Source organism: Plantactinospora alkalitolerans (genome assembly GCF_015690345.1).
GTDB classification, from domain to species: domain Bacteria; phylum Actinomycetota; class Actinomycetes; order Mycobacteriales; family Micromonosporaceae; genus Plantactinospora; species Plantactinospora alkalitolerans.
This window is the reverse complement of record NZ_JADPUN010000251.1, coordinates 1-13,793: the sequence shown is the minus strand read 5'-3', so window position 1 is coordinate 13,793 and position 13,793 is coordinate 1. Positions and strand designations below refer to the sequence as shown.

Below are 13,793 nucleotides of genomic sequence, written 5' to 3'. Positions count from 1 at the left end.
CGAGTCGCATTGTAGTGAGCTGGTGTGGGGTGGTCAAGGTCAATGCCTCGGGCGTAAGTCGAGCGCGGATTCGCGTTGTCTGTTATGGATGTCGCCTCGGTTGAGATGGTGTCGACCTCGGAGGACTACCGGTCATTCACATTCGGTGACTTCTGCCTCGCTCGCCACCATGATCAATTTGGTCGTTCAATATATACGCCGGGGTGTGATGTGCGGTAGCGGACCGGTGGTCGTTTTTTGGCAACCCTTCAACCGAAGAGTCGAGGCGCTTCGCCGACGTCAACCGATAATGGACGGTTGCTCTTCTGTGACAGAGCGCTCACTTGGTGTTGAGGCCGCTTACCACCTCGATTCGATCCAGCGGCACCTCGGCGGCGGCCCCCTCGATCAGCAGGCGCTCCGCGCCGAAGACGATGGCGGCCAGGTCGGCGCGGGACAGGTAGTTGGTGTCGATCCAGAACACCACCCGCGCCCGCACGCCGAACTCGTGCACCTGCACATAGAGGCACATGTTCTCCTCGTCCAACGCGTCCAGCCAGCGGAACGTCGAGTGGACCGCGGCGGCCCGCAGCCCGTCGATCCCGTCCACCACGCGGTCGGCCCCAGCCTCCTCCCGATGGTGGTAGTCGTACACCATCGGCAGGGCCAGGTGCGCTCCCCGGTGCGGTCCATCGCCGTGTACCAGCGGTGCCACCTGGAGCGGATCACACTGACCGAACCTGGACGCCCTCAGCAGCCGACGGGACGTCGCCTCCACCAGGTCGCCGAACGACTCGCCGACCAGGTCCAGGCAGACCGGTGACGACTGGAAGAGCTTCCCCACGGTGCCGCGTACCGTCGGCTGGTAGCGGTTGCTGACCACCACGAACAACCCGCAGGAGGGCTGTCCGAGATGACGACCGACCAGCGCCGACACCGCCGCGAGGAGGACCGCCGACGGCGGAACCCGTCGCTGCTCGGCGATCAGGTGCGCGGCCTGCGACAGGGCCACCGAGGTGAACTCGGCGCACCAGAAACGGGGGCGTTCCCCGGCCGGGCGCCGCAGCGGCTGCGGAATCTCGGCGATTCGGGCCAGTTCGCGCGCCCAGTGCCGGGTGCCCGCAGCCGCCACCCGGAGCCCCGCCGGACTCCGCTCGTCGGCTGCCTGGTCGAGCGGCTGCTGCCCCGGCCACGGCGCCCGGGACACCCCGTCGCCGGCCAGCCGGGCGGCCAGCTCCCGCTCCAGCAGATAGATCCCCCAACCGTCCACGGTCATGTTCGACAGGACCACCACGAGATGCGTGGCCTCGCCGGAACGGGTGACCACGCCTACCCGGATCGGCAGGTCGGCCGCCAGGTCGAAGCGACCCCGGTACAACTCCATGGCCAGTTCCTCGACGACCCCGTCGATCGGATCGTCGCCTGCGTCCCGGATGGTCACCGGCACCTCACCGCTGCCGTGCACCACCTGCTCGAGATCGCCGTCGGGCAGCACGGAATAGGTGGTGCGCAGGGTCTCGTGCCGACCCACCAGGTCGGTGACCACCGCGAGGACCTTGTCGGTACCCAACCCGGCGGTGACCTCGGCCCGGATCACGATGTTGAGCCGGTCCTCCTTCGGCACCAGCTCCCGTAGCACGTCCCACGACCACCGCTGGGCCCAGGTGAGCGGCCCGGTCCGGCTGGTCAGCCCGTCGAAACTCGCGGTAGGTGCGGTCATGGTCGGACTCCGTCGGGGCGCTGGACCTGGTGGGTGGGGAAGGAGGAGTCGATGGGGAACCCGTTGTGCAAGGCGGCCATGCGGTAGTGGGACGAGATGCCGGCGAGCAGGCCGCCGAGGGAACGGTCGGGCGTCCACCGGCCGGCGGGCAGGACACCCCAGCGCACCATGCCGTTGATCAGACCGGGATCACAGGGAACCCACTGGCCGTCGATCCGGAACTCCGCCCAGAAGTGCGGCATCGAGAACGGCGGCGCCACGATCAGCCCGTACCGCACCCGGCTCTGCCAACCCCGCTCCATCGCCCCGTTGGCCAGCAGCCGGGCGATCCCCGCGCAGTCGGCGACCAGATTCGCGGTCGAGAAGTCGACGTCCCACCGGATCGCGTCGGGGAGCCGGAAGAACTGGATGGCCGACATCTCCTCCGCCAGGTCGGCCAGTGGCGCGGGCAGTGCCGGCCAGTCGTTGCGCAGCACGACGTCGACGGTGTGTTCGACCGGGCGACCGTCCTCGGCGGGAACCGTCACCGCGGTGCCGTCCGGGAGGTGAAAGGTGATCACACAGGGCCCGCCGTGGCCGGGGGCGGGGCAGGCCGTCCGATAGGTGATCCGGTAGGTCCGCTGCTCGCCGTCGGGCCGGTCGAGCACCTGCGCCCAGAACCGCATGGCCGCCCGGTGCGGCGTTCGCATCGGCAGGTAGAGGGCGAGGTTCGTCAGATCGTGCATGTCGTACAGCGCGTCGTCGGCGGTACCGATGCACGGCAGGCCGGCGCGGGTGGCCATGTCCAGCACCGTCCGGTCCAGCCGGTACGTCGTCGCGACGCTTGCCGCCGGAACGGCGAACCGCCGCACCGACCAAGGAATGCGGGTCAGCGCCGCCACAACCTCGGCCGTCCTCGCGGCCAACTCGGCGCCGGTCACGGCCGTTCGGCCCATCCTGGTGGCGGTCACGCCCGGGCCGGTCACGCGGGTGCTCCCGTCGGCGTACGGACGACCGGGCCGGTGGGGATGACGGCCGGCAGGACCCCCAACTCCTCGCAGGCCACCCGCAGGACGTCGGTGGGGCTGTCGACGAGCAGGTCTGATCCGTGGTCGAGCACCCGGACGACCAGACCGGTGGACCACCGGCGCCACCCGACGGCGGCGTTCCGGGTCGCCTCCGGAGCCCCGGCCGGCACGAGGGCCACCAGCGACACCCCGGCCGGATGAACCGGCACGGCGGCACCGGCCTCGGGCACGCCGGCCACGAGGACCTGCAACAACGGGTAAGGCGTCAGCGTCCGGCCGCCCAGGTCGAACGCCTCGCCAACCGCCGTCGACTCCACCAGTAGCGCGTACGGTCGGTCCACGGTCGCGGCGACCGCACCGGCCAACCAGCCCGGCGGTGGCCCGGCCGGCGGGACGACGGTGCGGATGTCGATGTGATCGAGTCCTGGAACGTTGCCGAGGCCGACCACGGCAGCACGTCGCACCGCCGCCGCCCGCCGGTCGTTCACGGCGCAGACGAGCAGTAACGGCCGGCGGGCCGGTTCCGGTCGTGTCGGGTGTTGGTCCACCTGTTCCCCCTGATTGCGGTACCGGACGCCGGGTCAGCCGGTCGGAAGCGGGTCGGCGGCCCGGTGCTCCGCCACAACGGTCCAGAGCGATTGCGGCGAGTAGAACGTGTCCGCCGTCACCCGGTCCTCCTCGAACTCGAAGTCGAACGCGTTCTCCAGGTCGACCATCAGTCCCACCACGGCGAGCGAGGTCAGGCCCGCGTCGCCGAGGGGGGCGTCCGGATCCAGCGGCTCCGTGGCGTCGTGGTCCGGGAGGTGGGGAAGGAGCACGTCCTCGAACTCCTGCGGCCAGTCGCGCATCCGTCAAACTCCGTTCGTTCCGCTGGTCGAGGTTCCGGTTGGATCCGTCGGCCGGGTCTCCAGGTCGTCGCGCAACGCGGTGAGGAAGGCGACCGCGTCGGCACCGTTGATCACGCGGTGGTCGTAGGCCACACCGACGTAGAGGTACTCATGGGGAACAGGTCGCCCGTCGGCATCGAGCCGCAGCTCCTGCTGCATGCCAGCCACGGACAGCGTGCAGGACAGTCCCGGCAGGATGATCGGTTGGGCCAGGACGACGCCGGGCTCGGTGTGCAGTGACACCACGATGGTCGGCCCGGCCAGGTCGTCCTCCCGCAACGTGCCCCGCATCGCCCGCAGCCGGAGCGTCATCAGCCGGTTGGCGGCGGCGGTGGGGTCGAGGGCAACCTCGTCGTGGACCACCCCGATGGACAATCCCCGACCGACATCGAGGGTGACGCCGACGTCCGAACGGTCCATCGTGGTCACCGCGAGGTCGTCGCGTACCTTCGCGAAGAACAGCGGAAATCGCGGCCGCAGTGCCGCGACGGCGGCGACCAACAGTTCGGTCGTCCCGACCGCGGTCCGGGTCCTCTCACCCAGGCTCCGACGCCGTCGGCGGAGCTCCTCGGCCGAGATTTTCACGACCGTGAACGCCGCGGGGATCGTGGCATGTGACTGGCTGACCGCCTGGGCCACCGCGCGCTGGTGAGCCGGGAGCGGAACGCCGGGCGCCTCGACGGCACCGACGAGGGACTCGACGTCGGCCTGCTTGACCACCCGCTTCCCGAGCGCCTCGACGGCGGCCTCGGTGATGCCGTGCCGCTGCATCAGCTCCCGGGCGCCACGAGTGATCACCGTCGACGCGTCGGCCGGTGCGGGTGTGACCGGTTCGGCCGGGCGCGGCGGCGGGGCCGCCGGTCGGGCCAGCGCCTCGCCGGCCGTGCTCCACAGCCGTCCCGCGACGTCGCCCGGCCGGCAGACGCTGGAGGGAGGCAGCTCGTGGGAGAGGAAACCGGCGGCCTCCGCGGTCAGGTCGGTCACCGCCTTGGACGTCTCCACCGTCGCCACCACGTCGCCGACGTCCACCGCGTCGCCGGCGGCGGCGAGCCATTCCACCAGTACGTAGCTGTCGTCCGTGCTGTTGAGCCGGGGCACGGTCAGTTCACCCATCGTCGCCTCCGGCGAGTATCCGGTAGATGATCTCCGATTGCAGAAGCAGGTCACGTTCCAGATGAGTGGCGGCCGGAATCACAGCGCAGGGCGGTTGGAGGATCCGCACCGGATGCCGCAGCCGCCCCCACAGCCGCTCGTACAAGACCCTGGTCACCTCGGCGGCCCAACCACCGCCGGCAGGGCCGTCCTCCACCACGAGGACCCGGGTCGCGTCGCCGACAACCGGCAGCACCGGGTCCAGATCGAGCGGCCACAGCCGGTCGGGGACCAGCGCCCGGGTGAGCACCTCGTCGTCGACGAGGGCGGCCCGCATCGCGGGTAGTAGCCGGGGCACCAGGCCCCCCGGGGCGATGACCACCCAGTCGGCCGGGCCGTCGTCGGCGTCGACAAGCATCCACGACTCGTCGACCGGGGCGAAGCGCAGGCAGTTGTCAATGCGGCCAGCGCGGTACTCGGGAGTGGTGTAGAGTACTTTGTCCTCGAAGAACACGGCGGGTTCGCCGCCGGCGAGGGCGCGGTCCAGCGTCCGCCGCGGATCGTGCAGCGGTGAGAGCTCCAGGAGTTGCAGGTTGGGCACTCCGAACAGGAGCTTCTGCAGGTTCTGGCTGTGGGTCGGTCCGTAGCCGCGATTACCGCCCACCGGGCAGCGCACCACCACCCCCATCGGCAGCCGGCGGCCGTACATCGTCACCGACTTGCTGATGAAGTTCACCAGCGGATCCACGCACAGGGTGATGAAGTCGCCGAACATCACCTCGACGATCGCCCTGTCGCCGCAGAGCGCCAGACCGGCCGCGACCCCGGTGATGCCGCCCTCGCTGATCGGGGTGCCGAGCACCCGGTCCGGGTACGCGGTGGACAGCCCACGGGTCACCCCGAAGGCGCCGCCGTACGGGTCGACGACGTCCTCGCCGAGCAGGAAGAGGCGGTCGTCCCCGGCGAACAGGTCGTGCAGTGCCTGGTTGAGGCCAGCGGAAACCCGCCGGCCGGTGATCGCGACGCTCATCCGGCGGCCGACCCGACGAGTGGCCGGGCGAGCACCTCGGCGGTCACCGCGGCGACGAACTCCCGCTGCCGCTCGTCGGCCGAGGCGAACTCGGTGGGATAGGCCCGGGCGTAGCCGGCCGCCCAGTCCCGTTCCCACAGCTCGCGCACCACCGCCGGATCGCGGGTGTCGTCGCCCTTGCTGTGAGGTCCGAGTCGGTCGGTGCGGAACTCGATGACCAGCGGGCCCGCGCCGGCCCGGGTCTGCCGCAGCGGCTCGGCCAGCTCGGCCCGGATCGTACGGACACAGTTGACGGCGACGTGGGCGTACCGCACGTCGAAGGCGGCAGCCCGGGCGGCGATCGATCCCGCCATCGCCCGCGACGTCGGCGTGGTCTGCGCGATGCCGTTGTTCTCCACGACCACGACGAGCGGCGCCCGCCACAGCCGCGCCATGTTGAGTGCCTCGTACACCACGCCCTCACCCCACGTGCCGTCGCCGATGTACGCGACCGCCAGCGAATCCGAGCCGGACGTCCGGAAGTGCAGTGCGGCGCCGAGGGCGACCGGGACGTTTTCGCCCTGCACGCCCGTCGAACAGAAGCCGGTCCGGTACAGGTGCTGGCTTCCGCCACGGCCGCCGCAGACGGCACCCTCCCGGCCGGTCACCTCGGCGATCAGTCCGGCGACGTCACCGAACTGGGCGAGGTAGTGACCGTGGCCCCGATGGTTGCTGAACACGAATGCCGGCTGCAGCAACGGGTTCAGGGCCACCGGAACGTACTCCTGCCCCAGGCAGGTGTGCGTCGTACCACCCAGGTGCCCGGCAGCGAACAGCTTGAGCAGACCGAGTTCGACATGCCGGATCAGCAGGAGCATGTCGAGGTCGGTGGGGTCCAGGGACAGCGGGACCGCAGGGCCGTCTGGAGGTCCAGTCGACTCCGCCGACCAGGACACCCGTGATCGGGTATCCATCGCCACCTCCCCGTCGTGCGACGCCCGTGCCGACAGGCTGCCGAGTGCAGGTACACCGCGTCTACACAGCTCCGGTGGCCACATCCGGCCAGCCGGTTCGTGCCTGCCTCACCCGTCCATCACCTGCCCCGGCGGCCTTGACACTCCGATCGGCCGTCGCAGAGATTGATCTGGCTTCGGGCTGGGCGGCGTACCGGATCGCCGCGGATCCAAGGCCGTCATCCGGGCCGCGACGACAAGGCGGTCTCATGGAACAAGTTGTCCGGCCGGACCCGTCCGGCCGCGTGGTGCGATACCGACAGGTGGCGGATCCCTGGCACCGCTCGGTCCTGTACCGGGCCTGGGCAGTCCTGCTGGTGCCGTACCTCTGCGTGCGGATCGTCTGGACCGACCCGACGACCGTGCTCGGCCCCGTCGCCCTCGCGGTCGACCTGGTGGCGGTCCTGGTCACCGCCGCTGGCGTGCTTCCCGCCCGGCGGCTGTACGTGCCACGACCCGGCCCGGCGGAGAAGGACGGGCTCGTCATCGACTGCCTGCTCCCGACGCACCTGGAGGACGTCGCCATCATCGAGCCGACGGTCATCGCCGCGCGCCGGATTCGGGGCGTCCGACGGGTCCTGCTGCTCGGGAACGCCGAACGGTCCGAGGTACGTCACCTGTGCCGCCGGTACGACGTCACCTATCTGCCCCGTGGCACGAACATGGCGGCCAAGGCAGGCAACCTCAACAACGGGCTGCGGCACACCGACGCCGACCTCGTCCTCGTCCTCGACGCGGACCACATCGCCCGGCCCGACCTGCTCGACCACGTGGTCGGCTACTTCGACGACTCCCGGGTCGCCTACGTCCAGGCCCCACAGACCTACTACAACACGGGGTCGTTCCTGTTCCGCCCGCTGCGGGACAACCCCACCGGTTGGAACGAGCAGTACCCGTTCTACCTGTGCCAGCAACTCGCACGCAACGCCGTCCGGGCACCGATGTTCATGGGCTCGACGGCGGTGCTACGCCGTGCCGCGCTCGACGAGATCGGGGGATTCGCCGAGGGCAGCGTGACGGAGGACGTACACACCTCGTTGCGGTTGCACGCGCGGGGATGGACCGCCGTATCCGTTCCGGAGCCGTTGGCCTTCGGTCTCGAGGCGACCAGCTTCCGCGAGTACCACACCCAGCGGCGCCGCTGGGCCGCCGGCGCGCTGGAACTGCTCGTCCGCTCACCGGACTCCCCGCTGCGCACCGCAGGTCTGTCGTTTCGGGTCCGGCTGGTGTTCCTCGGCTACCTGCTGGGTCAGTTCGCCGGCCTGGCCCGGCTGGGCCTGCTGCTGGTGCCGATGGCGATCCTGCTCACCGGGGAGAGCCCGGTGACCGTGCCGTACCTGGTCTTCGGTCCGGTATGGGTCGGCTGGTACCTGCTGAGTCTCGCGGTCACCGTGGCGCTGCACCGGGGGACCACGCTGGCGCGGTACCTGGAGGCGTACGCCTGGGGGGTCATGCCGGCTCTCGTCAGCGGCGCGCTCGGCGTGCTGGTCCGGACCCGGGAGTTCGCCTGGTCGCGTAAGGACGGCGTACGGGTCGACCGGCACTGGGCCCGGTGGGTGCTGCCGATGCTGCTTGCCGGAGCGCTGGGCAGCGTGGGCTGGGCACTCCGGCCGGGCGCCGGCTGGTCGGCACAGGTGGGATGGAACGTCTCCGTCGCGCTCTACCAGGCGGCGGGACTCGCGTTGTTCCTCGGCTACCTCCGGCGTTTCGAACGGGCTCGGGAAACCGAGCCCGGTACCGGACTGGCTGGCGCCGCTCGGGTCGACTGGGTGCTGGACCGACTGGCGGCGGGTGAGCTGGGCCCGCCGCACCGACTGGCCCGTCCGCCCCTGTCACCGGACCGGGACGGCCGACCCGCGCCCGCTGCGGCAGACCGTCCGGGCGAGGCAGGTTGATGTCCACGGACGTGCGGCCGCGTGCCGAACCGACCGGCCCCGGCGCGCAGGGGCCGGCGGCGTCGGTTGGCGTACGCCGGCTGGCCCTGGTCGGTGGAGGTCCGGTCGCGGCCAGCGTGCTGGCGGCGCTGGCCGACGAGCTTCCGGCCACGGGCGCCCCCGTGCCGTGGGAGGTCATCCTGCTGGACCGCAACGGGGAGACCGGGGGTGGCGAACCCCATGCCGCCGGGACCAGCGCCGCCCTGCTGCTCAACGACCGGCTGGCCGCGATCGACTCCACCGGCATCGGGTTCGCACACTGGCTCGCCACCCACCGCAAGCGGTGGGTGGCGGACCTCGCTGCCGATCCGGAACCGCTGGTCGCGGCGTGGCTGGCGGACCACGCCGACCAGTTGTGTCAGGACCGGTTCGATGACCTGTTCCTGCCCAGGGTCCTGCTCGGTGAGTTCCTCCGGCAGCGCTTCGCGGCGGCCCGGCGCCGGCTCGCGGCCCGAGGCGTGCCGGTGCGGGTGCTGACCGGGGAGGTGCGGACGGTCCGTGCGGCCGGCGACGGCTGGCTGCTGACGGTCCTCGACGCGCCCGCTCCGATCGCCGTCGACACGGCGCTTCTCGGGCTGGGCAGTCCGCTGCCCCCGCCACCGCCCGTGGCCGACCACCCGGGTTTCTTCAGCTACTCGCAGGCGCGCGAGGTGCCGACGTTCCGGGCTCGGCTGAGCCGGCTGCTGGCCGCCCCGGATGACGGTTGCCGCCGGGTGGTGGTCCTCGGCTCGGCGGCGGCCGCCTGCGAGGTGCTGTACCTCTTGGAGGGTACGGTCGCCAGCGACGTCGTGGTGCTGTCCCGCAGCGGCCGCCTTCCGGACGGGCTGCCCTCGGGCATCGCCGAGCCCTTCACCTGCCGCGAACTGTCCGGCCTCGAAACCGTCTGGGCGGCCGGCACGGAGCCGCCATCCTCGGCGGAACTGGTGGAGGCGGTGATCCGCGACGTCGCCGCCGGCCGCGACCGCGGCTACACGATCGTGGACATGTTGCCGGCGTTGGGCGCCGCGTTCGGGAGCGCCCTGCCCCAGTTGCCACCGACGCAGGTCCGTCGCTTCGTGGAGACCGACTCGCCCCGGTACCGCCGGGCCATTCGGCACACCTCGACCGACTACGCGCTGGCCATCCGCCGGCTCGTGGCGGCCGGTCGGCTCAGCCTCGGCCGCGCCGCCGTGACCGACGTGGCGCCCGGACCGGCCGGGCAACTCGTCGTCACGGCCGGAGACACCCGACTGCCGGCGGTGGCGGTGATCGACTGCCGCGGGTTCGCCGACGTCCGCACCGCAGCCGGTCCGCTGCTACGGGACCTGCTCGCCACGGGCACCGTCACCGCGAACCCGTCCTTTCGCGGACTGGACGTCAACGAACGGCTCGAGGCGGCGCCCGGGCTGTTCGTCCTCGGCCCACTGCTCGCCGGTACCTCCCGCGGCGCGGATCAGATCTGGTCGCTCGAGAACGTTCCGCGGATCCACGTCCTGGCGAAACGGGTGGCCGGCGAGATCCGCACGAGGCTCGGCGTCGACGCGCCGGGCCCGTCACGGGGGGGTCTACATCGATGAAGGTCGTACTGTTCTGCGGCGGTCGTGGCCAGCGGATGCGTGGTGAGGACGATGCCACGCCCAAGCCGATGGTGATGATCGGCAACCGGCCGCTGCTGTGGCACGTGATGCGCTACTACGCCCACTTCGGGTTCACCGACTTCGTCCTGTGCCTCGGCTACGGCGCCGCGGCGGTGAAGGACTACTTCCTGCGCTACGACGAGACCCAGTCCAACGACTTCAGCCTGGCCAACGGTCGCGACATCCAGCTGTTCTCGACCGACATCACCAACTGGCACATCACCTTCATCGACACCGGCCCGAACTCGACGGTGGGCGAGCGGCTGATGCGGGTCCGCGAGCAGGTCGCCGACGAACCGGTGTTTCTCGCCAACTACGCCGACACGCTCACCGACGCCGACCTGCCCACCCTGATCGACCGCTTTCGGCGCGGATCGGCCACGGCGAGCCTGCTCGCGGTACCGCCGGCCTCCACCCACCACGTCGTCCACCTGGCCACGTCCGGTGCCGTGACCGGGATCCAGCCGGTCCGCGAGCTGGCGCAGTGGGAGAACGGCGGATACTTCATCTTCCGTCCCGAGATCTTCGACGTTCTGTGGCCGGGCGAGGACCTGGTGCCACACGCGCTGGACCGACTCATCCCGAGCGGCGGAGTGCTGGCCCAGCGGCACACCGGGTTCTGGCGGGCTGTCGACACGTTCAAGGACCGCGCGGAACTGGTCGACATGTACCAGCGTGGGGCGTGCCCGTGGATGCTCTGGAACCGCCGCCAGCCGGTGCTCACGGCGGGACGGGTGCTGGTGACCGGCTGATGCGTTCTCTGCCGCTCGACGGGGTGCGATCGGTCGTCGCGATCGGCGCCCATCCCGACGACATCGAGATCGGAGCTGGTGGTCTGCTGCTCGGCCTGCCGCCGGGCGTACGGGTGCGGTACGTGACGTGCACCGGCACGCCGGACCGACACGCCGAAGCCCGCGCCGCGGCGGCTGCCTTTCTGCCCACCGCCGATGTCTCGTTCGATCTGCACTGCCTTCCGGACGGTCGGCTGCCGGCGTACTGGGCCGAGACCAAGGCCATCGTCGAGGCCGCGGCCCGAGCCGGTGACGCCGACCTCGTGCTGGCCCCGGCCCGCACCGATCAGCACCAGGACCATCGGCTGCTCGGCGACCTGGTGCCCACCGCCTTCCGCGACACGGTGATCATGCACTTCGAGATCCCCAAGTGGGACGGTGACCTCACCTCCCGCCAGGTCTACGTACCGATGACCGTGGAGACGGCCCGGCGCAAGGCCGCCCTGCTCTCGCAGTGCTTCCCGTCGCAGACGTCCCGGGACTGGTGGGACGACGAGGTGTTCCTCGGACTGGCCCGGTTGCGCGGGATGGAGTGCCGGTCCCGGTACGCCGAGGCGTTCGACGTCGACAGACTCATGCTCCGGCTGGGAACGGCTGGTTGACCGTTGCCACCTCCCACCGCGCCGGCGCCCCATGCCTCGACCCACCACGTCGGATGCGTGCCACCACCCCATCCGCTGACCGGTGTCACCCGCCCACACTGAGGAGTTTCACATGCCCTCCGCCGCCTTCGTCACCTCGTACCTCGGTGACAGCCCCGTGGCCGCCGACTACCTCGACCGCACGGTGCGCGGGGTGCTGGAACAGACCGACCACGACTGGGTCCTGGTGATCGTCGACGACGCGTCACCCGATCCGTCGGCCCGCGACCGACTGCGGTCCCTGACCGGCCTGGCGCCGGACCGGATCGTCGTCCTGCGGCAGGACGTCAACCAGGGCCAGGGCGCCGGCCGTAACCTCGGGGTCCGGTGGGCGGCGCACCGGGGCTGCGAGTTCGTGCTGTTCCAGGACGCCGATGACATCGCCCACCCGCGCCGCCTTGAGCAGACCAGACGGTTGTTCGAGGAGCGCCCTGGGGTCGACTTCCTCTACAGCACCTTCGTGGTCATCGACGAACAAGACCGGCCGGTTCCGGTGGAGCGGCTGACGCCCTCGGTCGCGGAGATCCTCCAGTCACACGAGACGCCGGTCGACGGACCGAACGGGTGGATTCCGATCGGAACCGAGGTCGGTTACACGACGCTGACCTCCACGGTGGCGGTGCGTACCCCCCTCGCCCTCGCCCACCCGTTCCCGTTGGAACGTGGCTGCGAGGACGCCCACGCCTGGCTTCGAATGTCGGCCGGCGGGTCGGCGTTTGCCTTCCTGCCCGACACACCTGCCCGGTACCGGATCCCACAGGACACCCGAGGCTCGGCCGACCGCAGCCGGATCGGCGACGGGTACTACCGACGCAAGGCGGAGGTCGAGACCGACGGATTCCAGCAGGCGATGCGGATCGCCATCGAGCGGGGCACTCTCGACCCCTCCGCCGGACCGGACCTCACCGCCCGCTTCCTCCGGCGGCTCGCGGTCACCCTGGAACGCGAAGGGCAGCACGCCCTGGTCCGGGAGATCATGGCCGTGTGGCCCGTTCCGGCCTGAGTACACCCGAGGCAGGCTTTGCCGGGGCCAACCCGACTAACCGCTCATCGATGCCGGCGTGGCCTGTGCCACGTCCGGCGCCTGGGGCACGCCGCCATCCGTGCCGGTCCGGCCCGAACCCTCGCTCACCACCGACCGCCAGTTCGCCGGGTCGGTCGGGTCGTCCGGCGCCACCTGGCACAGGACGTAGTGGCGCGGCGCCATTGCCGTGTGCCGCCCCGGCAGCGCCGCCATGCAGTCGGTGTGCGCCTGTGCCGGGGTGGCCACGGACTCGCTCGCCGCCACGTATGCGACGAGCTGCCGGCCGCCCACCTCCGGGAAGATCTGCGCCCGCCCGGGGCCGAAGGCGTCATTCAGCAGCCGCTGCATCTCGGACAGTTCCACCCAGCTCGTGTCGACGCGCAGCAGGTCCGGACCGGGCAACAGCGGCGGCAGGTCCAGCGTCCGCGCCATCTGCTCGTGGTCCACGTCGCCCTCGGCAGCCACTGCCAGCAGCCGCTCCAGCGCATGGAGCATCGACTCCGCCGCGTCGGCGGAGACCCGGCTGGTGTCGCCCGTCCACAGCTCCAGGTGCATCACGTCGTCGTACTCGTGCAGGTCGAAGCGGAGCAGGGTGAGCGTGCGGCGCATCGGTCGACGCGCCAGCGTGGTCGCGGCCACGGCCACGGGCGGTCCGGCGGCGGGCGGCTCGTGGTCGTCGGGCCGGTCCACGAGCGGGCTGTTGAACAGCGGTTCGAAGCAGAAGTGGATGCCGCGGTCCGAGCTGACCTGGCGGTCGATCTCCCGGCGCCGGTCCACGTCGTACATGCCACGCCTGCTGGACGCCGCCACCGCCAGCCACGCCCGCCGTACCAGCTCGTCGAAGCTCGCCGTACCGACCTCGACCCGGGTCAGCACGGTTTGTACCAGGGTACCGATGTAACCCTGCAGGTGCTGCTCGGCCCGGTTGTTGGCCAGGGTGGGGAAGACCAGATCCTCGGCCCCGGTGCGCTGGGAGAGCAACGCGCACACGGCGGCGAGCACGACGCTCGGCCGGCTGCGACCGGTGCGCGCGGCCAGCCGCCGCAGCGCCAGCGCGGCCGCCGCCGACCGCATCTCGAC

General features: G+C 71.2%; 13 protein-coding genes. 5 read left to right on the top strand and 8 right to left on the bottom strand.

Features of this window, described 5'->3' with window-relative positions; translation table 11 throughout:
* Window positions 1-319 precede the first annotated feature (319 nt).
* The 7 genes from I0C86_RS28210 to I0C86_RS28180 are packed head-to-tail and all read right to left on the bottom strand — an operon-like array spanning window position 320 to window position 6,668.
* Complete coding sequence (locus I0C86_RS28210; RefSeq protein ID WP_196204335.1) at window positions 320-1,699, bottom strand: condensation domain-containing protein; 1,380 nt, start codon at window positions 1,697-1,699, stop codon at window positions 320-322.
* On the bottom strand, window positions 1,696-2,664 hold the full coding sequence (locus I0C86_RS28205) for a hypothetical protein (protein ID WP_196204334.1): 969 nt from the start codon (window positions 2,662-2,664) through the stop codon (window positions 1,696-1,698). The genes I0C86_RS28210 and I0C86_RS28205 overlap by 4 nt, the downstream gene beginning before the upstream one ends.
* On the bottom strand, window positions 2,661-3,254 hold the full coding sequence (locus I0C86_RS28200; protein ID WP_196204333.1) for a hypothetical protein: 594 nt from the start codon (window positions 3,252-3,254) through the stop codon (window positions 2,661-2,663). Before I0C86_RS28200 ends, I0C86_RS28205 begins: the two co-directional genes overlap by 4 nt.
* Before the next feature lie 33 nt (window positions 3,255-3,287).
* The gene (locus tag I0C86_RS28195) at window positions 3,288-3,554 is read right to left on the bottom strand and encodes a phosphopantetheine-binding protein (protein WP_196204332.1); all 267 of its coding nucleotides are present in this window, start codon (window positions 3,552-3,554) and stop codon (window positions 3,288-3,290) included.
* Window positions 3,555-3,557: 3 nt separating this feature from the next.
* Window positions 3,558-4,706, bottom strand: coding sequence for a 2-oxo acid dehydrogenase subunit E2 (locus I0C86_RS28190; RefSeq protein WP_196204331.1), 1,149 nt, complete (start codon window positions 4,704-4,706; stop codon window positions 3,558-3,560).
* A complete protein-coding gene (locus tag I0C86_RS28185; protein WP_196204330.1) occupies window positions 4,699-5,715 on the bottom strand; it encodes an alpha-ketoacid dehydrogenase subunit beta in 1,017 nt (338 codons plus the stop codon). The genes I0C86_RS28190 and I0C86_RS28185 overlap by 8 nt, the downstream gene beginning before the upstream one ends.
* Window positions 5,712-6,668: a thiamine pyrophosphate-dependent dehydrogenase E1 component subunit alpha gene (locus I0C86_RS28180; RefSeq protein WP_196204329.1), complete on the bottom strand. Its 957-nt coding sequence runs from the start codon at window positions 6,666-6,668 to the stop codon at window positions 5,712-5,714. Before I0C86_RS28180 ends, I0C86_RS28185 begins: the two co-directional genes overlap by 4 nt.
* 248 nt (window positions 6,669-6,916) lie before the next feature.
* On the opposite strand from I0C86_RS28180, the gene I0C86_RS28175 reads away from it, so the two are divergent.
* From I0C86_RS28175 to I0C86_RS28155, 5 genes are all read left to right on the top strand, one after another.
* Window positions 6,917-8,602: a glycosyltransferase family 2 protein gene (locus tag I0C86_RS28175; protein ID WP_196204328.1), complete on the top strand. Its 1,686-nt coding sequence runs from the start codon at window positions 6,917-6,919 to the stop codon at window positions 8,600-8,602.
* Entirely contained in the window at window positions 8,602-10,197 is a 1,596-nt protein-coding gene (locus I0C86_RS28170) for an FAD/NAD(P)-binding protein (protein WP_196204327.1), read from the top strand. Before I0C86_RS28175 ends, I0C86_RS28170 begins: the two co-directional genes overlap by 1 nt.
* Window positions 10,194-11,009, top strand: a complete 816-nt coding sequence (locus I0C86_RS28165; protein ID WP_196204326.1) for a sugar phosphate nucleotidyltransferase — start codon at window positions 10,194-10,196, stop codon at window positions 11,007-11,009. The genes I0C86_RS28170 and I0C86_RS28165 overlap by 4 nt, the downstream gene beginning before the upstream one ends.
* The gene (locus I0C86_RS28160; protein ID WP_196204325.1) at window positions 11,009-11,650 is read left to right on the top strand and encodes a PIG-L deacetylase family protein; all 642 of its coding nucleotides are present in this window, start codon (window positions 11,009-11,011) and stop codon (window positions 11,648-11,650) included. The genes I0C86_RS28165 and I0C86_RS28160 overlap by 1 nt, the downstream gene beginning before the upstream one ends.
* A gap of 112 nt (window positions 11,651-11,762) precedes the next feature.
* Window positions 11,763-12,692 (top strand): glycosyltransferase family A protein, encoded by a 930-nt coding sequence (locus tag I0C86_RS28155; protein WP_196204324.1) that lies wholly within the window; start codon window positions 11,763-11,765, stop codon window positions 12,690-12,692.
* Window positions 12,693-12,728: 36 nt separating this feature from the next.
* Here I0C86_RS28155 and I0C86_RS28150 read toward each other — a convergent pair.
* The coding region (locus I0C86_RS28150; RefSeq protein ID WP_230394922.1) for a condensation domain-containing protein at window positions 12,729-13,793 on the bottom strand (1,065 nt) is incomplete at its 5' end.